This window comes from Leisingera thetidis, assembly GCF_025857195.1.
Lineage (GTDB): Bacteria > Pseudomonadota > Alphaproteobacteria > Rhodobacterales > Rhodobacteraceae > Leisingera > Leisingera thetidis.
In genome coordinates this window covers 3,137,501-3,162,346 of sequence record NZ_CP109787.1, presented here as the reverse complement: position 1 = coordinate 3,162,346, position 24,846 = coordinate 3,137,501, and the positions used below count along the sequence as shown (strand labels likewise).

Annotated in this window: 23 protein-coding genes; 9 read left to right on the top strand and 14 right to left on the bottom strand. The window is 64.1% G+C overall.

The genetic code is table 11. The features are described from left to right. The first annotated feature begins 117 nt into the window (after window positions 1-117). Together OKQ63_RS15190 and OKQ63_RS15185 are read left to right on the top strand one after the other, a co-directional pair. Window positions 118-1,122 carry a LacI family DNA-binding transcriptional regulator gene (locus OKQ63_RS15190; protein ID WP_264210886.1) on the top strand — a complete coding sequence of 335 codons (1,005 nt, stop codon included), beginning with the start codon at window positions 118-120 and terminating at the stop codon, window positions 1,120-1,122. A 144-nt stretch (window positions 1,123-1,266) separates the two neighbouring features. Continuing rightward, window positions 1,267-1,482, top strand: coding sequence for a hypothetical protein (locus OKQ63_RS15185; protein ID WP_264210885.1), 216 nt, complete (start codon window positions 1,267-1,269; stop codon window positions 1,480-1,482). A gap of 71 nt (window positions 1,483-1,553) precedes the next feature. On the opposite strand, the gene OKQ63_RS15180 is transcribed toward OKQ63_RS15185, so the two are convergent. From OKQ63_RS15180 to OKQ63_RS15150, 7 genes are all read right to left on the bottom strand, one after another. Then, the gene (locus OKQ63_RS15180) at window positions 1,554-2,699 is read right to left on the bottom strand and encodes an iron-containing alcohol dehydrogenase (protein WP_264210884.1); all 1,146 of its coding nucleotides are present in this window, start codon (window positions 2,697-2,699) and stop codon (window positions 1,554-1,556) included. Window positions 2,700-2,762: 63 nt separating this feature from the next. Beyond that, window positions 2,763-4,145 carry an aldehyde dehydrogenase family protein gene (locus OKQ63_RS15175; RefSeq protein ID WP_264213934.1) on the bottom strand — a complete coding sequence of 461 codons (1,383 nt, stop codon included), beginning with the start codon at window positions 4,143-4,145 and terminating at the stop codon, window positions 2,763-2,765. Between the two features lie 94 nt (window positions 4,146-4,239). Continuing rightward, entirely contained in the window at window positions 4,240-5,592 is a 1,353-nt protein-coding gene (locus OKQ63_RS15170; protein WP_264210883.1) for a glutamine synthetase family protein, read from the bottom strand. Window positions 5,593-5,708: 116 nt separating this feature from the next. Next, complete coding sequence (locus OKQ63_RS15165; RefSeq protein ID WP_264210882.1) at window positions 5,709-6,743, bottom strand: TRAP transporter substrate-binding protein; 1,035 nt, start codon at window positions 6,741-6,743, stop codon at window positions 5,709-5,711. Window positions 6,744-6,794: 51 nt separating this feature from the next. Continuing rightward, window positions 6,795-8,297, bottom strand: a complete 1,503-nt coding sequence (locus tag OKQ63_RS15160; protein ID WP_264210881.1) for a TRAP transporter large permease — start codon at window positions 8,295-8,297, stop codon at window positions 6,795-6,797. Further along, window positions 8,297-8,893, bottom strand: coding sequence for a TRAP transporter small permease subunit (locus OKQ63_RS15155; RefSeq protein WP_264210880.1), 597 nt, complete (start codon window positions 8,891-8,893; stop codon window positions 8,297-8,299). Before OKQ63_RS15155 ends, OKQ63_RS15160 begins: the two co-directional genes overlap by 1 nt. After that, window positions 8,886-9,671 carry an N-formylglutamate amidohydrolase gene (locus OKQ63_RS15150; protein ID WP_264210879.1) on the bottom strand — a complete coding sequence of 262 codons (786 nt, stop codon included), beginning with the start codon at window positions 9,669-9,671 and terminating at the stop codon, window positions 8,886-8,888. Before OKQ63_RS15150 ends, OKQ63_RS15155 begins: the two co-directional genes overlap by 8 nt. 154 nt (window positions 9,672-9,825) lie before the next feature. Here OKQ63_RS15150 and OKQ63_RS15145 point away from each other — a divergent pair, with 154 nt between their 5' ends. The 3 genes from OKQ63_RS15145 to OKQ63_RS15135 all read left to right on the top strand — a co-directional run bounded on the left by OKQ63_RS15145 (window position 9,826) and on the right by OKQ63_RS15135 (window position 11,604). Then, window positions 9,826-10,698 carry a MurR/RpiR family transcriptional regulator gene (locus OKQ63_RS15145; RefSeq protein ID WP_264210878.1) on the top strand — a complete coding sequence of 291 codons (873 nt, stop codon included), beginning with the start codon at window positions 9,826-9,828 and terminating at the stop codon, window positions 10,696-10,698. Between the two features lie 114 nt (window positions 10,699-10,812). Further along, window positions 10,813-11,166, top strand: a complete 354-nt coding sequence (locus OKQ63_RS15140; protein WP_264210877.1) for a hypothetical protein — start codon at window positions 10,813-10,815, stop codon at window positions 11,164-11,166. A gap of 87 nt (window positions 11,167-11,253) precedes the next feature. Next, window positions 11,254-11,604, top strand: coding sequence for a RidA family protein (locus tag OKQ63_RS15135; RefSeq protein WP_264210876.1), 351 nt, complete (start codon window positions 11,254-11,256; stop codon window positions 11,602-11,604). Window positions 11,605-11,915: 311 nt separating this feature from the next. On the opposite strand, the gene OKQ63_RS15130 is transcribed toward OKQ63_RS15135, so the two are convergent. The 7 genes from OKQ63_RS15130 to OKQ63_RS15100 all read right to left on the bottom strand — a co-directional run bounded on the left by OKQ63_RS15130 (window position 11,916) and on the right by OKQ63_RS15100 (window position 20,637). Beyond that, entirely contained in the window at window positions 11,916-13,190 is a 1,275-nt protein-coding gene (locus OKQ63_RS15130) for an aspartate aminotransferase family protein (protein WP_264210875.1), read from the bottom strand. A gap of 64 nt (window positions 13,191-13,254) precedes the next feature. Continuing rightward, the gene (locus OKQ63_RS15125; protein WP_264210874.1) at window positions 13,255-14,358 is read right to left on the bottom strand and encodes a mandelate racemase/muconate lactonizing enzyme family protein; all 1,104 of its coding nucleotides are present in this window, start codon (window positions 14,356-14,358) and stop codon (window positions 13,255-13,257) included. Further along, complete coding sequence (locus OKQ63_RS15120) at window positions 14,355-14,948, bottom strand: dimethylsulfonioproprionate lyase family protein (RefSeq protein ID WP_264210873.1); 594 nt, start codon at window positions 14,946-14,948, stop codon at window positions 14,355-14,357. Before OKQ63_RS15120 ends, OKQ63_RS15125 begins: the two co-directional genes overlap by 4 nt. Before the next feature lie 4 nt (window positions 14,949-14,952). Continuing rightward, window positions 14,953-16,062, bottom strand: coding sequence for a mandelate racemase/muconate lactonizing enzyme family protein (locus OKQ63_RS15115; RefSeq protein WP_264210872.1), 1,110 nt, complete (start codon window positions 16,060-16,062; stop codon window positions 14,953-14,955). A gap of 325 nt (window positions 16,063-16,387) precedes the next feature. Further along, window positions 16,388-16,996: a dimethylsulfonioproprionate lyase family protein gene (locus OKQ63_RS15110; RefSeq protein WP_264210871.1), complete on the bottom strand. Its 609-nt coding sequence runs from the start codon at window positions 16,994-16,996 to the stop codon at window positions 16,388-16,390. After that, window positions 16,993-18,075 carry an alcohol dehydrogenase family protein gene (locus tag OKQ63_RS15105; RefSeq protein WP_264210870.1) on the bottom strand — a complete coding sequence of 361 codons (1,083 nt, stop codon included), beginning with the start codon at window positions 18,073-18,075 and terminating at the stop codon, window positions 16,993-16,995. The genes OKQ63_RS15110 and OKQ63_RS15105 overlap by 4 nt, the downstream gene beginning before the upstream one ends. A gap of 102 nt (window positions 18,076-18,177) precedes the next feature. Beyond that, a complete protein-coding gene (locus OKQ63_RS15100) occupies window positions 18,178-20,637 on the bottom strand; it encodes an FAD-dependent oxidoreductase (protein WP_264213933.1) in 2,460 nt (819 codons plus the stop codon). 70 nt (window positions 20,638-20,707) lie between these two features. Between OKQ63_RS15100 and OKQ63_RS15095 the strand changes: the two genes are divergently transcribed. From OKQ63_RS15095 to OKQ63_RS15080, 4 genes are read left to right on the top strand one after another with little or no spacing between them, the layout of a single operon-like run. Next, on the top strand, window positions 20,708-21,595 hold the full coding sequence (locus tag OKQ63_RS15095) for a MurR/RpiR family transcriptional regulator (protein WP_264210869.1): 888 nt from the start codon (window positions 20,708-20,710) through the stop codon (window positions 21,593-21,595). Then, window positions 21,592-22,695 carry an aromatic ring-hydroxylating oxygenase subunit alpha gene (locus OKQ63_RS15090; protein ID WP_264210868.1) on the top strand — a complete coding sequence of 368 codons (1,104 nt, stop codon included), beginning with the start codon at window positions 21,592-21,594 and terminating at the stop codon, window positions 22,693-22,695. Before OKQ63_RS15095 ends, OKQ63_RS15090 begins: the two co-directional genes overlap by 4 nt. A gap of 6 nt (window positions 22,696-22,701) precedes the next feature. Then, on the top strand, window positions 22,702-24,156 hold the full coding sequence (locus tag OKQ63_RS15085; protein ID WP_264210867.1) for an aldehyde dehydrogenase family protein: 1,455 nt from the start codon (window positions 22,702-22,704) through the stop codon (window positions 24,154-24,156). Between the two features lies 1 nt (window position 24,157). Continuing rightward, a complete protein-coding gene (locus OKQ63_RS15080) occupies window positions 24,158-24,541 on the top strand; it encodes a carboxymuconolactone decarboxylase family protein (protein ID WP_264210866.1) in 384 nt (127 codons plus the stop codon). Window positions 24,542-24,846 lie beyond the last annotated feature (305 nt).

The window sequence follows — 24,846 nt, the reverse complement described above, 5'->3', positions numbered from 1 at the left end:
GCGAATCCGGTATCGATAACGGTTGCGATACCGATAGCGATAACGAAATTGAAAATCAACCCCTCCGCCGAAAGAGCGGCCCTTGCGGCTGCCCGCAAAGTGCAGGAGCATGGCGGCATGACCAAGAAACTGCTGCTGAAAGACGTGGCCCGGCTGGCCGGGGTCAGCGAGATGACCGCTTCCCGCGCCTTGCGCGGCGCCCCGGATGTCTCCGCCAAAACCAAGGCGAGGGTCGAGGAAGTCGCCCGCGCCCAGGGCTATGTGCCGAATCGGATTGCCGGGTCGCTGTCGTCGCAATCGGTCAACCTGGTGGCAGTGGTGGTGCCCTCGCTCAACAGCTTTGTTTTCCCCGAGGTGCTCTCGGGTATTTCTGCGGTGCTCAAGGACAGCGAGCTGAAGCCGGTGGTGGGAATCTCCGGCTATGATCTGGAGGAGGAGGAAAGCGTCATCCGCGAAATGCTCAGCTGGCGGCCTTCGGGGCTGATCGTGGCCGGGCTGGAACATACCGAAGCCACACGGCGGATGCTGCAGCAGGCCGACTGCCCGGTGGTCGAGGTGATGGATACGGACGGCGACCCGGTGCGCCATTGCGTCGGCATCTCGCACCTGCAGGCGGGGCGCGACATGGCGGAACAGATCCTGGCGCGCGGCTACCGCAGGATCGGCTTCATCGGCACCAAGATGCCGCAGGACTTCCGTGCCCGCAAACGCTTTGACGGTTTCACCGACGGGCTGGCGGCAGAGGGTGCGGCGCTTGCTGACCTGGAGCATTACTCGGGCGAAAGTTCGATCCTGACCGGCCGCGAGCTTACGGCACAGATGCTGGCGCGGCGCCCGGACCTGGATTGCATATACTATTCCAGCGACGTGATGAGCGTCGGCGGCCTGATGCATTGCCTGGCCGCAGGCCTATCGGTGCCCGGTGATATTGCCCTGGCGGGGTTCAACAAACTGCAGATTCTGCAGGGCCTGCCGTTAATGCTGGCCACCACCGATGCGTCCCGCCGGGAAATCGGTGAACGCGCGGCACAGATCATCCTGCAGTCCCGCGCAGAGGGCGGAGCAGAGGGGCTGGTCTTCGACCGCCTGTGCCCGGCTATCAGCCTGGGAGAGACGCTCTAGCCTGCCAGCCGGGACAGCTGCCGCGGCCGGGGAATTGGCGGCGCAGTTCGCCAAGCGGATTTTTGTAGCTTTGCGGTGCGCTCCGGTGCAACCATGCTGGCATGGATCCCGTTCAGCTCAGGCCAACCCGGTGGAGGATTGCTGATGCCCAAATACAACGAGATGTTTGCGCTGTCCGTTGAGGACATGGAGCTGATAGAGACAGCATTGCACCGCACAAGGGAAATGCTGTCCGAAGCGAAACCCCCCGCGGGCAGCGGCGACGAGATTACCTTGCGCCGTATTCATGAGCTGCTTGGCCGGCTGCACAATCAGAAAGTTTTCTACCACCCCAAGGACAAGGTCTACGTCAGCGGCTGATGAAGGCACGCGGCATTGACAATGCGCTCCCCGCTGGGCGGAGAGCGCCGGAGTTCAAACGGACCCTTGTGTCAGATCGCGGCTTCAAACAGCTGAGTGAGGTTTTTTTCGGTCAGCTCGATGGGGTTGCCGCCGCAGCTGGGATCCTTGACGGCCCCTTTGACCAGCTCGGGGATGGATGCTTCGGCAACGCCCAGGTCCGCCAGCCTGCGCGGGATGCCAAGCGAGTCGTTGAATTCCTGCACGAAGGCACGGAAGCCGTCGAAGCCGCCGTCGATTCCCAGATAAGCCGCCGCCTGGTTGAACCGGTCCGCGATGGCGGGCGCGTTGAGTTCCAGCACGCTGGGCATGCAGACCGCGTTGGTGGTGCCGTGGTGGGTGTTGAAATGCGCGCCGATCGGGTGGCTCATCGCGTGGATCGCGCCCAGCCCCTTCATGAAGGCGGTGGCGCCCATGGCTGCGGCTGACATCATCTGGGCACGGGCCTCGATGTCGGTGCCGTCGGCATAGGCGCGCGGCAGGTAGTCCTTGACCAGCCGCATCCCCTCCAGCGCGATTCCCTGGGACATCGGGTGGTAATGGGGGCTGCTGAACGCCTCGACGCAATGGGCAAAGGCGTCCAGACCGGTGCCTGCGGTGATGAATTTGGGCATGCCCACGGTCAGTTCGGGATCGCAGATCACCACCGCCGGCAGCACCTTCGGGTGGAAGATGATCTTCTTGGCGTGGCTGACGCTGTCGGTGATTACGCTGGCGCGCCCCACTTCGGAGCCGGTGCCCGCGGTGGTCGGCACCGCAATGATCGGCGCGATGGCATCTGCATCGGCGCGGGTCCACCAGTCACCGATATCCTCGAAATCCCAAACCGGGCGGGTCTGGCCCGCCATGAAGGCGACCATCTTGCCCAGATCCAGGCCGGAACCGCCGCCGAATGCGATCACGCCGTCATGGCCGCCGGCCTTGTAGGCGGCAACACCGGCATCCAGGTTTTTCTCGTTCGGGTTCGGATCCACGTCCGAGAACATCCCGCGGCCCAGACCGGCAGCTTCCATGATGCCGAGCGTGCCTTGGGTGACCGGCAGGTCCGCCAGCCCCTTGTCGGTGACCAGCAGCGGCCTTTTGATGCCGGCGGCGGCGCAGGCATCGCCCAGTTCCTTGATCCGGCCGGCGCCGAACTTGATTGCGGTCGGATAGGACCAGTTTCCAACGAGGCTCATGATGTTTTTCCTTTGATGCAAGCGGCCCGCCCCGGGAGGAGAAACGGGGCGGGCGGGGTGTCCTCAGCCGGTGACCTTCTTCAGGTGGAACGACTTCGGACGGGTCAGGTTGTGATAGCCGATGACGGACAGCCCGCCGCCGCGGCCGGTGTCCTTGCAGCCGGTCCAGCACAGGCCCGGATCCAGGTAATCGGCGCGGTTCATGAAGACGGTGCCGGTTTCGATCCGGTCGCCGACGGCTTGCGCCCGCTCCACATCACGGGTCCAGAGCGAAGCAGTGAGGCCAAAGTCGCTGTCGTTCATCAGCCGGATCGCTTCCTCATCCGAGGAGACCTTCATGATGCCCGCAACCGGGCCAAAGCTTTCCTCGCGCATCACCCGCATATCGTGGGTGACATTGGTCAGGATCTGCGGCGTCAGATAGGCGCCGCCGTCGTCTTCGGGCATGGTCTCGATATGGGCCACGGCGCCCGCGGCAACGGCGTCGGCGATCTGGCTGCGCACTTCATCGGCAAACCGCACGTTGGCCATCGGGCCGATGGTGGTCTCCTGGTCCAGCGGGTTGCCCAGCTTGTACCCCTTCACGATGGCAATCGCCTTTTCCAAGAAGGCATCATAAAGGCTTTCGTGCACATAGATCCGCTCGATGCCGCAGCAGCACTGGCCGGAGTTGAACATGGCGCCGTCGATCAGCGTGTCCACCGCCGCGTCCAGATCGGCATCCTCCATCACATAGCCGGGATCCTTGCCGCCCAGTTCGGTGCCAACCCCTGTAAAAGTGCCGGCAGCCGCCCGCTCCATCGCCTTGCCGCCGCCCACGGAACCGGTGAAGTTCACAAAGTTGAAGGCGCGGTTCGCGATCAGTTCCGAAGTGGTCTCGTGATCCAGGAAGACATTCTGGAATACGTCCCCGGGAATGCCTGCCGAATGAAATGCCTGCGCCATGCGCTCCCCGGCCAGCAGGGTCTGGGTGGCATGTTTCAGCATCACGGCATTGCCGGCAATCAGGGCAGGCGCCACGGTGTTGATCGCGGTCATGTAGGGGTAGTTCCAGGGCGCCACCACCAGCACCACGCCATGCGGCAGGCGCTTGATGTAGCGTTTGAAGGTGGCGTCCTCGCCCGCTTCGATATCCGCCAGCGCCTCCCTGGCGATCTGCGCCATGTGGCTGGCACGCTCGTTGAAGCCGCCGAATTCGCCGCCATAGCGCACCGGGCGGCCCATCATCTGCGCCAGTTCCGGCACAATTTCATCATTCATCGCACCGACGGCGGCCACGCCGGCCATCACCAGATCGATGCGCTCCTGCAGCGGCCGTGCTGCCCAGGCTGCTTGCGCTGCCCGTGCCCGCTCTGCCGCCGCAAAGGCATCCTCCCGCGGCAGCACCGCGCGCTCCGCAAAAACCGATCCATCGACCGGTGAGATGCATTTCAATACCTGGCCCATCGCCATTTACTCCATTCACAAAGGGCAAAGCCCTCTTCTTCTTTGCCAAAATACTCCGGGGTTTGGGGCTGGCCCCAATCCGCCGGAAGGCGGATCACGCCCGTTCAAACCCGCGCGCGATCTCGTAATCGGTGACCACCCGGTTGAAATCCTCGATCTCGACCTCCGCGGCACGGACATAATGATCCACCACGTCCTCTCCCATAGCGGCGCGCAGCATTTCTGACCGCTGCAAGGCGTCCCGCGCGTCACGCAAGCTGCCCGGGATCATGCCGCTGCCGCCCTGGTAGACGTCACCGCGGGCGGGCGGCTGCAGCTCCAGTCCTTCCTCGATCCCGGCACTGCCTGCCGCCAGCATCCCGGCCATCGCCAGATAGGGGTTCATGTCCGACCCCGGAATCCGGCATTCGACGCGGATTGCCTTGGTGCCGCCGCCGCACAGCCGGTAACCCGCGGTGCGGTTGTCCACCGACCAGATGATCCGGGTGGGGGCGAATGTGCCCTTCATGAACCGCTTGTAGCTGTTGATATAGGGCGCCATGAAACAGGTGTAGTCGGGCGCGTATTTCAGCAGCCCGGCCATATAGCTCTTCATCAGGGGCGACATCCCCAGCGCGTCGCCCTTGTCAAAGAACGCGGGCTTGCCGTCCTGCCACAGCGACTGGTGCACATGGCTGGAGGAACCAACCTTGTCATGGCTCCATTTCGGCAGGAAGGTTACCGCGTGGCCCTGGCTGTGGGCGATTTCCTTCACCGCGTGCTTGGCAATCGTGTGGTACTCCGCGGTGTCCATCGCGGCGGCGTATTTGATGTTCAGCTCCTCCTGGCCGGTCTCCGCCTCGCCCTTGGTGTTCTCGATCGGCAGCCCGGCATTCCACAGGTGGTTGCGGATGGGGCGCATCACATGCTCTTCGCGCGAGGTCTGCAGGATGCTGTAATCCTCGTTGTAGCCGGAGATCGGCGCCAGATCCCGGAATCCCGAGCGGCGGATCTCGTCAAAGCTCTTCTCGAACAGGAAGAACTCCAGCTCGGTGGCGCACATCGCTTCATAGCCCATCGCCTTGAGGCGGTTCACCTGTTTCTTCAGGATGGCGCGCGGGGAGTGGGAGACCTCCGCGTGGGTGTGGTGATCCAGCACGTCGCAGAGCACCATCACCGTGCCCTCCAGCCACGGCACCGGGCGCAGGGTGTCCAGATCCGGCTTCATCACATAATCGCCGTATCCCCGCTCCCAGCTGGTCGAGGCATAGCCGTCGGGCGTCGCCATCGCCAGGTCGGTGGCCAGCAGGTAGTTGCAGCAATGGGTCTCCTCCCAGGCGCCGGCAATGAAATGCCCGGCGTGGAAGCGCTTGCCCATCAGCCGCCCCTGCATGTCCACAAGGCAGACGAGAACCGTGTCGACAAGGCCCGACGCGACCTGGTCTTTGAGTGTATCGAAGGAGAGCATGAGCGGCCCTTTGCGTATTGAGGCCAAAACTTTTCCTCAAAAGTTTTGGCAAATTCCTTAGTTAAGGAATTTGGCCCGCTGCGATGCGGGCCAAACACCGTTTCCCGGCCGGCCCCTCAGCCGTAGCGGTAAGGGCGGCCGGCCTTCTGCATGTCGGCGTTGTACTTCTTGAAGATCTCTACAACCTTCGCCTTGGTCTCGGACTCTGCGGCGATCTCGTCCCAGAACTTGACGGCGGCGTCTTCGACTTGTGCCCATTCATCATCCGGGATGGTGGTCAGCTTCATGTCCGTGCCGTTGACCCGCAGGTTGGCCTCGCCGCCCCAGTACCACCACTGGCGGTAGTAATGCGACTGGTCGCAGCAGACGCGGAACAGGGTCTGCAGATCTTCGGGCAGCTCTTCCCAGCGGCCCATGTTGGCAAAGAAGGAGCCGGCCCAGGCGCCGGATATGTTGTTGGTCAGGAAATAGTCGGTGACCTTGGACCAGCCGACGGTGTAATCCTCGGTGATGCCGGACCAGGCGATGCCGTCCAGCTCGCCGGTCTGCACCGCAACCTCGATGTCCTCCCACGGCAGGGTGACCGGCACCACGCCGAACTGGCTCAGGAAGCGGCCTGCGGTCGGGAAGGTGAAGACGCGCTTGCCCTTCAGGTCTTCCAGCGAGTTGATCGGGTCCTTGGTGGCGAAATGGCAGGGATCCCAGGCGCCGGCCGAGATGTGCTTGACGCCGACCTTGGAGTATTCCGCGTCCCAGATTTCGTTCAGGCCGTACTGGTTGAACAGCACCGGCACGTCCAGCGAGTAGCGCGAGGCAAAGGGGAAGTAGCCTCCGAACACGGTCACATCGGTGGGCGAGGCCATCGAGTCGTCATCCGATTGCACCGCATCGATGGTGCCGCGCTGCATGGCGCGGAACAGCTCGCCGGTCGGCACCAGCTGGTCGGCATAGAACAGCTCGATCTGCATCCGGTCGCCGGCGATCTTGTTGAACATATCGATCGCGGGCTTCACCACATGCTCGCCAAGCGCAGCGCCGGCATAGGTCTGCATCCGCCAGGTGATGGTGGATTGGGCCAGCGCCGGGGCGGCCAGCGGCGCTGCGATGGCGCCTGCGCCGGCCGATTGCAGGAACTTGCGTCTTGTTGTCATTATTCTCTCTCCTTGTTGAAACATCCGGCCCCTTGCCGGGACTCTCCTTGGCTATTTTCCGTAGACATATTCCGGCAGCCACAGGGCGATCTGCGGGAACATCATGATCAGCGCCAGCGCCAGCGCCATTACCGCGGCAAAGGGGATGATCGAGACATAGATGTCCTTCAGCCCGATCTCCGGCGGCGCCATTGCCCGCATCAGGAACAGGTTGTAGCCGAACGGCGGCGTCATGTAGGCGATCTGGGTGGTGATGGTATAGAGCACCCCGTACCAGATCAGGTCGAACCCCATTGCCCCGACCAGCGGCACATACAGCGGCGCCACGATCACCAGCATCGCGGTGTCATCAAGGAAGGTGCCCATGATGATGAAGCTCAGCTGCATCAGGATCAGGATCATCCAGGGGCTGAGGCCCAGGCGTTCGGTGAACAGATCCTCGATCGCCTTCACCGCGCCGAGGCCGTCGAAGATGGCGCCGAAGGCCAGCGCGGCCAGGATGATCCACATGAACATGCAGGAGATGCCAAGGGTCGAGCGGACCGAGATCTCGAACACCTCCCTGGTCATCCGCCCCTTCAGCACCGCGGCGAGGAAGGCGGTCATTGCACCGATGGCCGAACTTTCCACCAGCGAGGTCCAGCCGTTCACGAAGGGCACCATCATCGCGGCAAAGATCGCCAGCGGCAGCACGCCGGAGAACAGCAGGCGGTACTTCTCCTTCATGAACACGTCCTTGTAGAACAGCGGGTTCTTGCGGAGGGCAAAGGACAGGGCGCCAAGGCCGAGGCCCAGCCCCAAGGCGTGTTCGGTCGCCATCGCGCCGGCCCAGATCAGGAGCGGCACCAGCACCAGCGCCGCGAGAATGATATAGTTCAGGCGCAGCGGATGATCGGTGACCGCTTCATACTCCGCCAGATCCTCGGGGTGCATGGCAGGGCCGAGATCCGGCTGCATCCGGGCACGGACATAGATGTAGATGATGAACATGGTGGCCATCAGAAGGCCCGGGATCACGCCCGCCAGCCACAACTGCCCCACCGGCTGGCGCGCGATCATCGCATAGAGCACCAGCACCACCGAAGGCGGCACCAGGATGCCAAGGCTGGAGCCCGCCTGAATGGTGCCGGTCACCAGAATCTTGTCATAGCCGCGCCGCAGAAGCTCCGGCAGCGCGATGGTGGCGCCAATTGCCATGCCGGCGACGGACAGGCCGTTCATCGCCGAGATCAGAACCATCAGGCCGATGGTGCCGATCGCCAGCCCGCCTTTCACCGGCCCCATCCACACGTGAAACATCCGGTAGAGGTCGTCGGCGATTTTCGACTCCGACAGCACATAGCCCATGAAGATGAACATCGGCAGCGTCAGCAGCGGATACCATTTCATCAGCTTCATCGCCGCCGAAAACGGGATTTCCACGCCGCCGGTGCCCCACAGCAGCATGCCGGCAACCGCACCGACAAAGCCGATGGCGCCAAACACCCGCTGGCCGGTCATCAGCATCAGCATCATGCCGGCAAACATGACAATGGCAATCCATTCGTAGGACATCAGATTTCAACTCCGCGCAGGCGTCCGATATCCCGGAACAGTTCGGCAAGGCATTGCAGCAGCATCAGGAAGACGCCGAAGCAGAGGATGGTTTTGACGGGCCACAGGAATGGCCGCCAGGCGGTGGAGCTGCGCTCCAGATAGCCGAGCTCTTCGCCCGCGGCCGCCGGGCCTTGGGTCACCAGCGTCTTCAGCAGGTCCCAGAAGAACTGCACCGGCTCCAGGCCGAAATAGCCCAGGGAATAGGCGGTGGAGCTCAGCGCCCCGTACATCAGGATCACCAGATAGGTGATCAGGAACAGCACGGTGAAGGCATCGACCAATGCCTTGGTCCTGGTCGACCAGGCGCCGTAGAACAGGTCCATCCGCACATTCGACCCCATCTGGATCGAATAGGGCCCGCCCAGCACGTAATAGGCCACCATCACGAACTGTGCGGTTTCCAGCGTCCAGTGCGACGGGTTGAAGAAGGTCTTGGAGACCGACGACCACAGCAGCACCCCGATGAGGGCAAAGATCAGGTACATGGCAAAGCGGCCGATGAAGCGGTTCATCGCGTCGATGCCGCGCACATAGGCCCGGATAATCCTAGGCATCAGGCCCTCCCTCTGCCGCCAGCGCGGCCAGGGCCGGGCGCAGCAATGTCAGCATTTCTTCTGCCATGGCCTCTTCTTCTTCCGGTGAGGTCACCAGATCGTTGCGGATTTCGATCATCACATTGGCCAGCCCGTGTGCCAGGCCGTGGATTTTCAGCGAGTGGGTGACGCCGTCTGCGGGGCCGTACGGCGCGTTCCGTTCCACATGCCGGTGCGGCAGGGCAGGGGCGGCAGCCAGCATCGCATCCGCCAGACGGCTGTCCGAGTCATGCAGGACGCCGATCTCCACTGCGCGGTGCTGGCCGTAATAGACCGGCGTGAAGCTGTGCATCGTGACCAGAACGGTTCGCAGCCCGGCTTCCTTGCGGGCATTGATCACCTTGGAAACGGTGCCGCAGAACGGTGCATAGACCGTGTCGACGCGCTCCTGCCGCTGTGCTGCTGTCAGTTCCTTGTTGCCGGGCACCTCCACCAGTTCGGATTTCTCCGGCATGGCGCTGGCCGCTTCGGGCGGGCGGTTGCAGTCATAAACCAGCCGCGACACCCGGCTGGCAACCAGCGGCGCATCCAGCGCCCTGGACATGTGCAAGGCAACAGCCCGCGCGCCCGGGTCCCAGGCGGCATGGCTCAACCGGTCCGCCTCTTTCAGGCCCAACCCGCCATAGCGTGCGGGAATATCGCTGGAGGCATGTTCGCACAGCAGCAGGACCGGGCCGGTGCCCTTTCGGTTCACCACTTCCACTGCATCCCCCTGAGTGTGAGAATCACCCTCGTGCATTTGCCGCCTCCCTGCGAATTGGAAAAATGTTTTCATGAAGGGATATTTGTGTCAATATCTTTTCATGACCGGTTTCGAACAGAGATTCCTGAAACTATCTTTTCAGGCCGGAGCCGGGTAAGGAAGTGTTTGTTCAAGAAGCAGGAATGCCCCGTTGACGAAACCGCCAGCCACCGTTCGCGAGTTGATCCGAGAGAGTTACTCCTCGCTCACCCAAGCCGAGCGCAAGTTCGCTAACCTCCTGCTGGAGAACTACCCTGCAGCAGGCTTGGCCTCGATCACCATCGTGGCCGGCAATGCCGAAGTGTCGACGCCGACGGTGGCGCGGATGGTGCAGAAACTGGGCTTCAAGGGATACCCGCAATTCCATCAGGCACTGCTGAAGGAATTGGAGGCCAAAGTCTCCGGCCCCACCAAACGGCGCGACAACTGGGCCTCCGAGGCGCCCGAGGGCCACCTGCTGAACAGATTTTCACAGGCGGTGACCGACAACCTGCAGCAGACGTTTTCCAACATCGATTCAGCCCAGTTCGATGCTGCCGTCCGCCAGCTCGCCAACACCGAAGGCCGGCTCTATGTCGTCGGCGGCCGCATCACCCGGGCCCTTGCGGACTACGCCTTTACCCATTTCCAGGCGATCCGGCAGCGGGTCACCCATATGACTTCTTCCTCGGCCACCTGGCCGCATTACGTTCTGGACATGGTCGAGGGCGACACGCTTCTGATGTTCGACGTGCGCCGGTACGAGACCAACCTGCAGCGGCTGGCAGAGCTTGCCTCCGAACGCGGGGTGAAGATTGTGCTGGTCACCGATCAATGGGCCAGCCCGATAGCCCCGGTTGCCGGACACACCTTCAATTGCTGGGTCGAAATTCCGTCGGCCTGGGATTCCAATATCGCCACGATGATGCTGTTGGAAGCAATGATCGCCGCCACCCAGGAGGAAAGCTGGGACAAGACCAAGGAGCGTTACGACCGGCTGGATGAACTGTTCGACATGACCCGGCTGTTCCGTAAGTTTTCCTGAACTGCGGGGCTGCCGCCGCATGGACAATGCCTTCGGGTTGCGCCTTACTGGACCGAACGCGGCCTGCCGCAGCGCGGGGGCCAGGCTTTTACCTTACAGGCAGGAGTACTCGTAATGCGATTTTCAGGAATTCTCGTTGCCGCCGCCGCCGCATCGGTGCTGACGCTGTCCCCTGCAGCGGCCAGCCCGCTTAGCCGTATACTGGCCGAATCGGGGCTGACGCCGCAGGACACCAACATCATGCGCCAGGCGGAACAGTCCTTGTTGGCCGAGGCGCAGGGGGAACCCGGCAAACGGGCCCAATGGTCCAACCCGGACAGCGGCGCACGGGGCGAGGTGCGGGTCAGCGGCAAGGACGGCGGTTGCCTCCTGTTGCAGCACCAGGCCTTTCTCAAGGACAGCCAGGAGCCCAAACAGGTCCGCCGCAAGTTCTGTCCCGCTGGCCGGGACTGGAAGCTTTCCCAATAACCCGGCATTGCGGCGCGCTTGCCGCAATGCCGCGGCAGCGCCAAGTGTGCCGCAGCTTTTCCCGATTATTCCATCTGCGAGGAACCGATGTCCGAAATTACCCGTAACCACACCACCCAGCGCATGAGCCAGATCGTCAGCCATGGCGGTACTGTCTACCTGGCGGGCCAGGTCGGCACCGCCGGTGCCAGCGTGGCGCAGCAGACCCAGGACTGCCTGGAAAAGATCGATGCCCTGCTGGCAGAGGCCGGCAGCGACAAGACCCGCATTCTGCAGACGGTGATCTGGCTCGCTGACATGAAGGATTTTGCCGAAATGAACGCGGTCTGGGACGCCTGGGTGCCCGAGGGCCACGCGCCTGCGCGGGCCTGCGGCGAGGCGAAGCTGGCGCGCGAGGATTTCCTCGTCGAACTTATCGTTACTGCCGCCACGGGCTAAGATGCAGGCAGCTGGGACTGCGGGCGGCCCGCCGGCCCGCCTTTTCATTCCACGGTGCCGCTGCCGCAAACCCAGTCCGGAATTCCATTGCGCCAGCCGGTATCCGGCGCGCGGAGCCGCCCAATAGAAATACCGGCGGGCCCGAGTTGTGCCGGCGGCCGCAGGCACGTGCCGCGTGCCGGCCCCGATCATCCGCCCCACCAGAAGCTAAGGGGACGCCGGGCGGGGGGCGCCTTTTCAGGGCACTGGTGATCGGACACCAGCGCTGCGCCATCCCACGTGCGGGACGGCGCGGCTTGTTGCGCAGGAATTCAGTCCAGGGCCATCGCGGCTTTGCGGATTGCCGCCTCGGTCTGCTGCAGGTCTTCTTCGGCCAGCGCCAGGCTCGGATAGGTCTTGCCCGGCGACTTGAAGATGCCTTCCTCGCGGAGCACTGCGTTGTAACGCCTGGTACGCTCCGCATTGCCCGATTGGGTGCCGCGGTAGTCCCGCACCTTGGCGCCGGTAAATACCACCTCGAACAGTGCAGGCTCGCCAACGATCTGGAACGGCACCCCGGCGTCTTCCAACGCGGCGCTGGTCGCCTGCATCAGCCGCTTGCCGGTGCCGTTCAGCTGTTCATAGGCGCCCTCGCGGCGCAGCACCTCCATCGTCTTGAGGCCCGCAACAGCCGCCACCGGATTGCCCGACAGCGTCCCCAACTGCATCAGCCAGCCATCGGCGCCCGCCTGGGTCTTGTCGAAATGCCGCATGATATCCGCATGGCCCGCGATGGCCGCCAGCGGGAAGCCGCCGCCGATCACCTTGCCCAGCGTCGCCAGGTCAGGGGTCACGCCGTACAGTTCCTGCGCGCCGCCATAGGCGAAGCGGAAGCCCGTCACCACCTCGTCGAAGATCAGGAGGCTGCCATGTGTCCGGGTTTCCGCGCGCAGCAGTTCCAGGAAGCCCGGCAGCGGCGGCACGATCCGCTGCAGCGGCTCGGCTATGATCGCGGCGATCTCGTGCCCGTGCTCTGCCATCAGCTGCTTGATGTATTCAAAATCATTGAACGGCGCCACCAGCACCTCGGCCGCCACCGACGGCGGGATGCCCGCGCTGTCCGGCACCGCCTGCGGAAAATTCACCCGCTTGACCGGTGCCAGGCTCATCTGCGCTTCTGCCGACATGCCGTGATAGCCGCCCTCGAACTTCACGATCTTCGTGCGCCCGGTAAAGGCGCGGGCCAGCCGGATCGCATACATATCCGCCTCGCCGCCGGTAGAGACGTAACGCAGCTGCTCGCTGCACGGAACGGCGCGGCAGATTTCCTCGGCCAGCTCGATCCCGCGGGCGTTATTGGCAAAGAAGGTCATGCCCTTGGGCAGCTGCTCCAGCACGGCTTCCATCACCTCGGGATGGCCATGCCCCAGCATCATCGGGCCGGAACCAATCAGGTAGTCGATATACTCCTTGCCGTCTTCGTCCCACACGCGCGAGCCCTTGCCCTCGCGGATGACAATGCCGGGGTCGAAATTGCCGAAACCGCCGGCGGGCAGCACTGCGCGGGCGCGGTCTGTCCATTCTGCCTGGGTGAGGATCTTTTCCATTTTTTCGGTTCCTGTTGCGTGTGGTTGCACATTCTAAGATTGTTTTTGACCAAAAAGTCAAAAATCAGCTGATCACGGCTGCGGGCGCGCCAAGGCTCTCGCGGTCCGGCCGCACGCCGAGGCCGGGACCTTGGGGCGGTGCGATACGGCCGTTGCGCCGCTCCGGCCCGTCCGGCGCCAGCCGCGGGCTGACATAGGCGGACAGGTCGCAGACGTTCATCAGACGCAGCGGGTCGGTGGCCGCACCCAGATGCAGCAGGGCGGCGGTGGTGATGTCGGAGCCCCAGGTATCCTCGATGCACATCTTCGCACCCAGATGCAGGCACAGGTCCCGCGCCCGGCGCGCCGCCGACAGGCCGCCGAATTTCGACAGTTTGATGGCCACCGCATCCATTACCCCCGCCGCATGGCCTGCCAGCAGAGATGCCGTATCATGCGCGTTTTCATCCAGTTTCATCGGCAGCCCGCAGGCCGCGCGCACCCGCGCGCAATCCTCGATGGTGGCGCAGGGCTGTTCCAGCATGATGTCCAGATCCGCCACCGCCCGGCCCGCGCGCGAGGCATCCAGCGAGGAGGCGCCGCAGTTCCAGTCGCCATAGACCAGCGGTCCGTCCCCGACCGCCTCGCGCACCATCCGCAGCCGCGCCGCATCGGCCTGCCAGTCGCGGTCCGCGCCCAGTTTCACCTGGAACTGGGCGATGCCGGTCTCCTGCGCCTCGCAGGCGATGCGCGCCATCTCCTCCGGTGCGACACAGGTGATCGAGTGATAAAGCGGCATGTCCGCCTGCCGCTGCCCGCCCAGCAGCGCATGAAGCGGCAGGTCCGCTGCCTGGGCAGTCAGGTCCCACAGGGCGATGTCGATGGCGGACTTGGCGTAAGCGTGCCCTTGCAGCCAGCGGTCGAGCCCGGCCATCACCGCCTCCGGCCCCACCGGGTCAGCACCCAGCAGCACCGGCGCCATTTCCTCGACAGCCGGCACCACGCCACGGGCATAGGCGGGCAGGTAATGCGGGATCGGGCAGACCTCGCCCCAGCCGGTGAGCCCGGTATCGGTGTCCAGCGCCAGCACGACGGTTTCGACCGTGCCGCAGGTCTTGCCCTCGGCCATGTGATAGGCGGTGTGGCTGGTCAGCGGCACATGCCACAGCGAAATCCGGATGATCTTCATGCGCGTTTTCCCAGATCGGATTTCTTCAACAGGTCCTCGCCGCGCCAGAACGCCGCCGCCAGCAGCGGCCCTGGCACCATATCAATGGCGTGTTTCTGGTGCGGCGCGTGGTGGATGGTCTCGCCGGGTCCGGCATCGCGTGCTGCGCGCCCCTCGGAATGGAACCGGGCCTGGCCTGCGAGGATCAGATAGGTCTCCTCCGGCGCGTGCGAATGCTCGTCATAGTGCTGCCCGGCGCCCCAGTAGCCGATCGACAGCCGCATTTCATCGCTGGCGAACAGCCCCTCGGGCGAGATCAGGTTGACCCAGCCGTAATTGTCCAGCCAGCTGCGGGAAAACCCGTCGGCCTCGGTGTAGGTCTGCTGCCAGCGCAGGGCGGGCAGGGCGGCGGCCAGCGCAGCCACCGCGGATGCGGTGCCGGCGCTCACCTGCGTGCCGCTGGCGGCCAGTTCCGCGATCCTTCCGCACACCGGCAGCCGGTGTGGCTCAACCTCTAGCGCAGGCAACCCCTGCATCCGCCCGGCAAACCATGCCAGCCCTTCGGTGCGGGCGGCTAACCGCCACAATTCCTGCAACAGGTGTTCCGCCATCTCCTCAGCCTCCGTAAACCGCAACCGGCTCCCCCAGCGCGCCCTCTTCGGGGGTCACCCCCAGGCCGGGCAGCGACGGCGGTACCGCTACGCCGCGGTCATTCCGCGCGCCCTGGCCGGGGACCGGATCCGCGTCCAGATGATAGTGGCACAGCCAGCTCGCCAGCCGGTTTGCTTCGGGAGTCGAGGCGGCCAGATGGATCGCCGCGGTATCGGCCAGCGCCGAGCCGCCCACATCTTCGATATGCATCTGCCAGCCGACGGAGACGCCAAAGTCGCGGATCTGCCGGGCCTTGGTCAGCCCGCCTGCGCGGTTGGGCTTCACCTTCACACCCTCGCAGGCACGGCGTCTCCAGGCTTGCAGATGGTCGCCGAAGGTATGCAGGCATTCGTCCAGCATGATCGGATTGGACACGCGCGCCGCCACATGGGCGCATTGATCCAGCGTCTCGCAGGGCTGTTCCACCCAGTCGCGCGCCTTGACCGAGTTCAGCACCTCAACCGCCACACCCGGCGGCCAGGCGCGGTTCACGTCGAAGGTCACCCTGTGCCCCTTGGGCAGCCCTTCCGAAATCGCCTCGATCCGGGCGATGTCGAGGCCAATATCGGTGCCGCCCACCTTGGCCGAATGCACGATGTAGCCCTTCTGCGCAGCACGGGCGATCAGCGCCAGCATCTCCTCCGGGCTGCCGGTGGAGATTGAGGAGTTCACCAGCACCGGCGCCGCCTCCGCTCCGCCCAGAAGCTGCCACACGGGCAGGCCGGAGGCCTTGCCCAGAATATCCCAGCAGGCCATGTCGATCGGCGATTTCACATAAGGGTGGCCCGGCAGCTGCAAATCCATCACGTGGTTCACATGATCCAGGCTGCGCGGGTCCAGCCCGATCAGGGCTGGTGCGAGTGTTTCGATCCCGGCCCGGATCCCCGGCCCGTGCGCGGGCAGATAGGTGTGCCCCCAGGGGCAGCCCTCGCCCCAGCCTGAGACACCCTCGTCGGTATCGATGCGCACAAAGGTGCTGTCGAGTTTTTCGAACTTCAGACGGCCGCCTGACAAGGAATAGGGCTCGGTCAATGGCATATCGAGCTGGTAAACGGCAATGCGGGTCATTCTCATGCGTTTGTCCTTATGGAGAGGGCGGGAGCCTCCGGCGGGGGTATTTTCAGCAAGAGGAAGGCGCGGCGGGTCATTGCGAAGCTCCGAAGCCGGCCATCGGGGCGCCAAGGTTTTCGAAATCGGGGATGGCACCCAGGCCGGGCGGGACCGGCGCAACGTGCATGCCGGTCTTCACCCGGGCGCCGCCAGTGGCAGCAGCGCAACCGAAGCTGCACCGGTTGCGATCGCGTTGCCAGCTCCGCGGCCAAGGGGACCGCCCAGGTTTGGCAGAGGGAGGCTGGTACGGGCGGATGCCGGTGAGATTCATGTTCGGCGCTCCTGTTGCTCAGCCCGGGGACATTGCCGGATCATCCGCCAGCCCCTCGCCGCGCCAGAAGACGAAGCAGAGGATCGGATGCTCGTTGGTGATCATGGCATGGGGCTGATTGGACCCGTGCATCTTGGTGTCGCCCGGCACAAGGCGGCGCACCTCTTCGCCCTTGGCCATGAAATCGGCGCTGCCGGACAGGATGGTGTAAAGCTCTTCCGGTCCGTGCTGGTGCCAGGGGTAGTCCAGCCGCGGGCCCCAGTAGCCGATGGTCATCCGGCTCTGCAGGGAGTGGAAATGGCCGGTCGGCCCCACCAGCTCAAACCAGCCGAAGCGCTGCAGGAAATCCTTGCCGACTTCCTCCTCGGTATACGTGAGGCGCCATTCGGCGTGCGGCGCCAGCGCCATGATGGCCTGCTGCAGGGCCCGCACTTCGGCCGCGGCCGGAAGGCCCTCGGCGGCAAAACCGGGGTCGGATTGCACCAAAGCCGCACCGGGCACCTGATGGCCTTCGCGGCCGGCCCAGGTGATGTCATCGGGCCAGGGCTGGAACTCCGCCACCGCGGGCAGGGCGGCATGAAAGGCTTTGGCTGCTTCCAGTGCCTGATCGAACAGGTCTTTGCTCATGGGATCACCACAATGTTTCCGGTGTGCTTCTTGGCGATGAAGGCGGCCTGGGCCTCCTTCAGGTCCGACAGAGGGTAGACCGCTGCCAGCGCCGGTCTGATCTCTCCCTTCTCGATGGAGGAAACGACATCGGTGAAGCTGCGGTGCAGTGTCACGGTGGAGCCGGTGAAGGTCAGGTCGCGCAGATAGAAGGTGCGCAGGTCCAGCTCCACCATCGGCCCGGCAATTGCACCCGAGCAGGTGTACCGCCCGCCGCGTTCCAGCACGTCGATCAGTCTGGGCCACTGCACGCCGCCGACCACATCGGCGACCACGGTGACTTTCTCATCGCCAAGGGCTGTCCGCAGGTTCTCCGGCGCGCGCGGCAGGATCAGGTCGGGGCCAAGCTCCGCCACCTCGGCGTGTTTGGCCTCGGAGGCCATTGCGATCACCCGCGCGCCGCGGCGCTTGGCGAGCTGAATAAGCGCGCCGCCAACCCCGCCGGAGGCGCCGGGGATCAGCACCGTGTCATCGGCGCCCACGCCCGCGCGGCTCAGCATGCCTTCGGCGGTGACGTAAGAGCAGGAGAAGGTTGCCAGCTCCGCATCGCTGAGGGGGCTGTCGACGACGGCCACGCCGCGCGCATCCGCCTTGGTGTATTCGGCAAAGCCGCCATCGCATTCGGAGCCGAAATAACCGGCCTTGTCCTTGTTCTCCGGGTCGTCCCAGTCGCGCACCCAGCCGCCAACCATGACGCGCTTGCCGATGAGGGCCGGGTCGGCGCCGTCACCCAAGGCCACCACTTGGCCAACAGCGTCCGCGCCCTGAATGCGCGGGAAGGCGAGGGGACGGCCGCCCCAGGCCGGGTCTTCCTTGCCGGCCTCGCCAAAGGCGCCGCCGGCGGTGGCGCCCTTGACCGTCTTGGAATACCAGCCGGAGCGGGTGTTCACATCGGTGTTGTTCAGCCCGCAGGCGCCGACCTTGATCAGCACTTCCATCGGTCCGGGCTGCGGCACCGGCCAGTCCTCGTGCCATTCGTATTTGTCCAGATCGCCGTGGCCGGTCAGAACCATCGCCTTCATGGTGTCGGGCAGGGTCATTGTTCGCGTTTTCCTTTTGGCTATGGGGAGGGGGCGCTGCCCCCCGCCTTCGGCTCCCCCCGGAGTATTTTCACAAAGAAGAAGAGGGGAGCCGGGTTCTGCTTATTCCGCCGGGGCGAGTGCGGCGTCGGTGCGCGGGAGCAGGCCTTCGGGATCGTAGGCGGGGGCGCCCAGGATGCGGCCCCGGCGCGGGGCGCCTGCAATCACCACCTCGATCGGCGTGCCCGGCACATTGGCGTGCGGTTTGACATAGGCAAAGGCCAGGATCTTGCCGGCGGTATGGCCATAGGCGACCGAGGCGGTGGAGCCCACGACCTTGCCCTCCAGCAGGACCGCTTCGCCGCCATGGCCGTCGGTGACGCCGTCAGGTTCGATCTCCAGATAGGCGCAGACCCAGCGCAGGGCGTCCGCGTTCAGCGTCTTGTCATTGCCGAGGTAGTCCTTGTCTGTACGGGCAAAGCGCAGCACATCCGCCTCGGCCAGGGTCACTTCGTTGGTGAGTTCGCCAGCCCCCTTGAAACCCTTTTCCATCCGCATGGCGTTCATCGCGAAAGAGCCATAGTCGGCAATGCCATGCGCCGCGCCAGCGGCCCAGAGCGCGTCATACACTGCCAGGGCGTTGCCGCGCGGGATGTGCAGCTCCCATCCGAGCTCGCCCGCATAGGACATGCGGAAGGCCCAGAGCCTGTGCCCCGCAACCTCGATCTGCTGCGCGGTGAGCCATTTGAAACCGGCGTTCGACAGGTCCGCATTGGTGCAGGAGGCCAGCACCGTGCGGGACTTCGGACCATTGAGCGCAAGGGCGGCCCAATCGGTGGAGAGGGTTTTGATCGCCACCTCGTCGCCCGCGCGGTTCTGGTTCAGGTGGTCCAGCAGCCGCTGTTCGAAGAAGGCGGCGCAGACCAGGTAGTAGCTGTCCTCTGCCAGTTTCACCACGGTGGTTTCCAGCTCGATCCGGCCGTGGCGGTTCAGCATGTGGGTGAGGGCAATGCCGCCCGCCTTCCGCGGCAGGCGGTTGGCGGTCAGCCGGTCCAGGAGCGCCGCGGCGCCGGGGCCGGAAACCTCGACCTTGGTGAAGGCGGAGATGTCCATGATGCCCGCGCCCTCGCGCACGGCCTTCACCTCTGCCCCGACAATGCCGTGCACCACATTGCGCTTGAAGGAGTAGTGGTCGCGCTGCTCCACACCGTTCCTGGCAAACCAGCGCGGCCGCTCGTGGCCGTAGACTTCCTCATAGACCGCGCCTTTTTCCTTCAGCCGGTCATAAAGCGGCGAGGGTTTGACCGGGCGGCCCGCCAGGCGGTTGAAATGCGGGAAGGGGATCTCGTGGCGCAGCTTGTAGTCCTCATGCGCCTTGGTCACCTGCCAGTCCTTGGTGGCATAGGAGCCGAAGCGGCGCGGGTCATACTCGCGCATGGAAATGCCGGCGGCGCCATGCACCATCCACCGCGCCAGCTCGCGGGTGAGGCCGGGGCCCCAGCCGATGCCGATCTGGGTGCCGCAGCAGCACCAGTAGTTTTTCACGCCCGCTGCCGGGCCGATCAGCGGGTTGCCGTCCGGCGGATGCGAGATCGCGCCGTGCACTTCGCGCTGAATTCCGAGGTCGGCAAAGATCGGCATCCGGTTCAGGCTTTCCTGCAGCCACGGCATCACCCGGTCGTAATCGGCATCGAACAGCCAGTTCTCGTAGTCCCAGGGGCAGTGGTCATGCCAGACCGAGTTGGAACCTTCCTTCTCGTAGATCCCGATCAGGCCGCGCTTCTGCTCCATCCGGATATAGCCGGAGACCTTTTTGTCATCGCGGATCACCGGCAGTTCCATGTCCAAGCCCTCGAACTCCGGCACTGGCTCGGTCACGAAGTAATGGTGGGTCATCGAGGTCATCGGCAGCTGCAGGCCCGACCATTCGCCCATCTGGCGGGCATAGGTGCCGCCGGCGTTGACCACATGCTCGCAAGCAATGGTGCCCTTTTCCGTTTCGACGATCCATTCGCCACCCGGTCCTTGCGTGATGTTGGTGGCGCGGCAGCGGCGGAAGATGCGCACGCCCAGCTGGCGGGCGCCGGCGGCCAGCGCCATGGTCACGTTGGTCGGGTCAACATGGCCGTCATCGGGGGTGTGGAGCGCACCCAGCACTCCTTCGAGATTATAGAAGGGATGCAGCTCGGCGACCTTTTCGGGCCCGACAAGTTCAATGTTGAAACCCAGGCTGCGCCCGACCGACAGCGTGTGGCGCAGCCAGTCCATCTCATCCTCGGTATAGGCCAGGCGGAACGAGCCGCAGCCGTGCCAGGTCACCGCCTGGCCGGTCTCTTCCTCCAGTTTCCCGGAGTAGAGCCCGATGTTGTAGTCGACGCATTTGCCCAACCCGAACGAGCTGGTGGAATGGGTGATCTGCCCCGCCGCGTGCCAGGTCGAGCCTGAAGTCAACTCGGCCTTTTCCAGCAGAACCACCTCCGGGCCCCAGCCCTCATGCGCCAGGTGATAGGCCAGGCCCGCCCCCATAACGCCGCCGCCAACAATGACCACACGGGCCTGCGTGGGGAATTCCTTCTCAGCCATTTCGCCGTTCCTGATTGCCATGCGCTTTTCTGCTCGACAGGCTAATTCCACATTTGTACCATCGTCAATCATGAATGACACAAATGTATCAAATTCCGTTTTGGAGCGCCTCACCGAAGAGTGGGAGGCCCTGACGCCCGAGGCGCAGAAGGCGGCTCGCTATGTGCTGGAAAACCCCGCGGATGTCGGGGTTTCCACTGTCCGCGAGATTGCCGAGGCAGCAAATGTGAAACCCAACACCTTTGTCCGCATGGCGCGGCAGGTGGGTTTTGAAGGCTACGAGGATTTTCGCGCCCCCTTCCGAGAGGCGATTCGCAGGGGCGGGGTGTCCTTTCCGGACCGGGCACGCTGGCTGCTGGATATCGGCAAGTCCGGCGGGTTGGGCGGGCTTTATGCCGACATGGCGGGGGCGGCGATCCGCAATATCGAAGAGACCTTTGCAGGCATCGATGCGGGCTGCCTGGAAGCGGCGGCAAGGGTGATCTGGCAGTCCCGTCAGGTCTTTACCCTGGGTGTGGGCGTCAACAACGCCAATGCCCGCAACTTCACCTATCTGGCCTCCACCGGCATGAAGCAGTTCCACGCCATCCCGCAGCCCGGTTCCACGGCCGTTGACGATCTGGCCTGGGCCGACAGCCAGGACGTGCTGATCGCAATGACCTGCAAGCCCTACCGCACCGAGGTGATCGAGGCGATCCGCATCGCGCGCGAACAGGGGGTCACCATTGTCGGCATTTCCGACAGCCCTGCCAGCCCCGTGGTCCTGAATGCGGATCACGGTTTTGTCGTCGCGGCGGACACGCCGCAATTCTTCCCGTCTTCCGTCTCGACCATCGCCCTGCTGGAAACGCTGCTCTCCTTCGTGATCGCGGTTTCCAGCGACGAGATCGTCGAACGGGTCGCGCATTTCCACCAACGCAGGCATCAGCTGGGTCTTTATGCGGAGGAACCTGAATGAACGCCCCTCTGACACATTCCCTCGCGGGGCGGTACTATACCGATCCGGTTGTCTTCGAGGCCGAGCGCAACGGCCTTCTGGCCCGCACCTGGCAATACGCCGGTCACGCTAGCCAGCTGGAAAACCCCGGTGACTATTTTACATTCGAGATGGCCGGGGAAAGCCTGTTTTGCATCAAGGGGAGGGATGGCGAGATCCGCACCTTCTACAATGTCTGCCAGCACCGCGCTCACCAGCTGGTCTCGGGCGAGGGCACCACGCGGGTTGTGGTCTGCCCCTATCACGCCTGGACGTATGAGCTGACCGGCCAGCTGCGCGCCGGGCCGAACCTGAAATCGGTGCAGGGCTTTGACAAATCCAAGGTCTGCCTGACCGAAGTCCGCACCGAAGTCTTCCTGGGCTTCATCTTCGTGAATCTCGATCCCGAAGCCCAGCCGATGGACGACTGGTTTCCGGGCGTGCGCGGCGAGCTGGAAAGCTTCGTCCCCAATTGGGGTGAGCTGAAGCCGCTGGAATGGGTGGAAATCCCGGAAAACTGCAACTGGAAGGTCTCGGTCGAGAACTACTCCGAGTGCTATCATTGCAGCCTCAACCACCCGACCTTCTCCACCGGGGTGATCAAGCCGGAAACCTATGACATTCAGCCCCAGGGCTTCTGCCTGCGCCACACCACAGAATGCAATTCGCTGGACCAGATGACCTATGACATCAACTCAGGGTTCGAGAACAACGGCAAATACTCCAGCTGGTTTCTGTGGCCGATGTTCTCCTTCCAGGTCTATCCGGGCAACATCCTCAATACCTATCACTGGCGCGCGGTGGATGCCGATCACGTCGTGGTCTGGCGCGGCTGGTACTCGGTCCGCGGCGAAGACAATGAAACCGTGCGCCGACTGGCGGTGCAGGACCGCGCCACCACGGTGGAAGAAGATATTCACCTGGTGGAATCAGTGCAGCGCGGCCTCAAAAGCCGCGGCTATGTGCCCGGGCCGCTGGTGGTCGATCCCGCTTGCGGTGTGAACTCGGAACATTCCATCCTGCATCTTCAGAAATGGATGCGTGACGCGGCAGACCGCGATCTGGCAGCAGCAGGGATTTGAACGATCATGACACAGCTTGATGCCGAATGGCTGAACTATATCGACGGCGAATGGGTGCCTGGCGGGGCAGGGTGGATCGATGTCACCAACCCGGCCAATGGGGAGCTTTTGGCCCGCCAGGCGCTGGGTGATGCCGCCGACGTGGACCGCGCCGTGCAGGCCGCCCGCCGCCTGCACCTGTCCGGCGAGCTGACGGCGCTGCGCCCGATTGCACGCGGCCGCATGGTGCAGGCGATGGGCCGCTACCTGCTTAGCCACATTGACGAGATCGCGCCGGTCCTGACCCTGGAGCAGGGCAAGCCGCTCTGGGAATCCCGGATCGAGATCGAGGGCGCGGCGCTCTATTTCGAGTACTACGGCAATCAGGCCAGCACGGTGGAGGGCCGCTCGATCCCGCTCGGCGGCGGCTATTTCGACTGGACCGAGAACGAGCCGAAGGGGGTCTCCGCCCAGATCATTCCCTGGAATTACCCGGTGGAGATGACTGCGCGCTCGCTGTCGGCGGCGCTGGCCACCGGCAATGCCTGCGTGATCAAGACACCGGAACTGACGCCGCTCACCAATGCCTGGCTCGCCCGCGCGGCCGAGGCCGCGGGTTTCCCGCCGGGGGCAGTCAACATCCTCTGCGGCTACGGGCATGAGGCGGGCGCCGCCCTTGCAGGCCATCCGCAGGTCAACCAGATCGTCTTCACCGGCTCCGTCCCCACCGGCGTCCGCATCGCCACCGCGGCGGCGCAGAACGTGGTGCCTTGCGTACTGGAACTCGGCGGAAAATCCGCCGCCATCGTGCATGAGGATGCCGACCTCGACGCGTTTGAAAATGACATCCGTTGGGGTATCTATTTCAACGCAGGCCAGGTCTGCAGCGCCATGAGCCGGGTGATCGTTCACGAAAGCCGCCACGACGAACTGGTCGAGCGCGCGGTGAACGTGGCCGAAAGCCTCACCGTAGGCGCCGGTATCGACCGGGCCGAGTTCGGCGCCAATATGGGGGCGATGGTGTCCATGCCCCAGCGCGACCGTGCGCTTGGCATCGTCCGGCAGGCGCAGTCCGGGGGCGCAACCATCGCTGCGGGCGGGACGCCCGTCGGCAATGCGGGCGCCCTCCTGGCCCCGACCGTGGTCTCCGGCATCACCCCGAACGACAGCATCGCCAGCGAAGAGATCTTCGGGCCGGTTCTCTCGGTCCTCAAATTCCGGTCTGATGCCGAAGCCATCAAGATCGCCAACAGCACCGAATACGGGCTGGTCGGCGGTGTCTTTACCCGAGACCTGGACCGCGCAACCCGCTGCGCCCGCCAGATCCGCGCAGGCCAGGTCTTCGTGAACGAATGGTATGCCGGCGGCGTCGAGACTCCCTTTGGCGGTTACGGCAAATCCGGCTACGGCCGCGAAAAGGGCCGCGGGGCGCTGTGGAACTACGTCCAGACCAAGAACATCGCCATGAAACTGAGAGGCTGACATGAGCACATTTGACGAAGACCTGTTCCTGAAGGGCCTGGAACAGCGCAAATCCACCCTGGGCGCCGAATATGTCGAAACGAACCTGGCCGCGGCCGATGACTTCACCCGGCCCTTCCAGGAGGCGATGACCGCCTGGTGCTGGGGGTTTGGCTGGGGCGATGATGTGATCGACGCCAAGACCCGCTCGATGATGAATCTGTCGATGATCGGAGCGCTGGGCAAGATGCACGAATGGGAGCTGCACTGCCGCGGTGCCATCAATAACGGCGTTACCAAAGAGGAGATCCGGGCGATCATCCATGTGATCGGCATCTACTGCGGTGTGCCCCAGGCACTGGAATGTTTCCGCGCCGCCCGCAAGGTGCTGGAGGAGCAGGGCTGAATGCTGAGCTTTCAGGTTTGAAGTTTGAGGGGCGGCCCATGGGCCGTCCATTTTGTTTGGGGCTCTGCCCCCGGCCCTTTGGGCTTCCCCCGGGATATTTTGAGCCAGAAGAAGAGGATTCTTTGATTCCGGGCTGTGAATCTGTGGATAAGGCGCGCTGTTCTGTGGGTAAGTGGCCGGTGCTGCGGTTCCGGGGCATTCCGGGCGGTTTGGGGCCGGGTCCGGCGCGGGGGTACGGGCCGGTGGTGCTGGCTTTGTTTTGCCTTAAGGCGTTGATTTCATTTGCATTGTCATTTTTCTTTGCG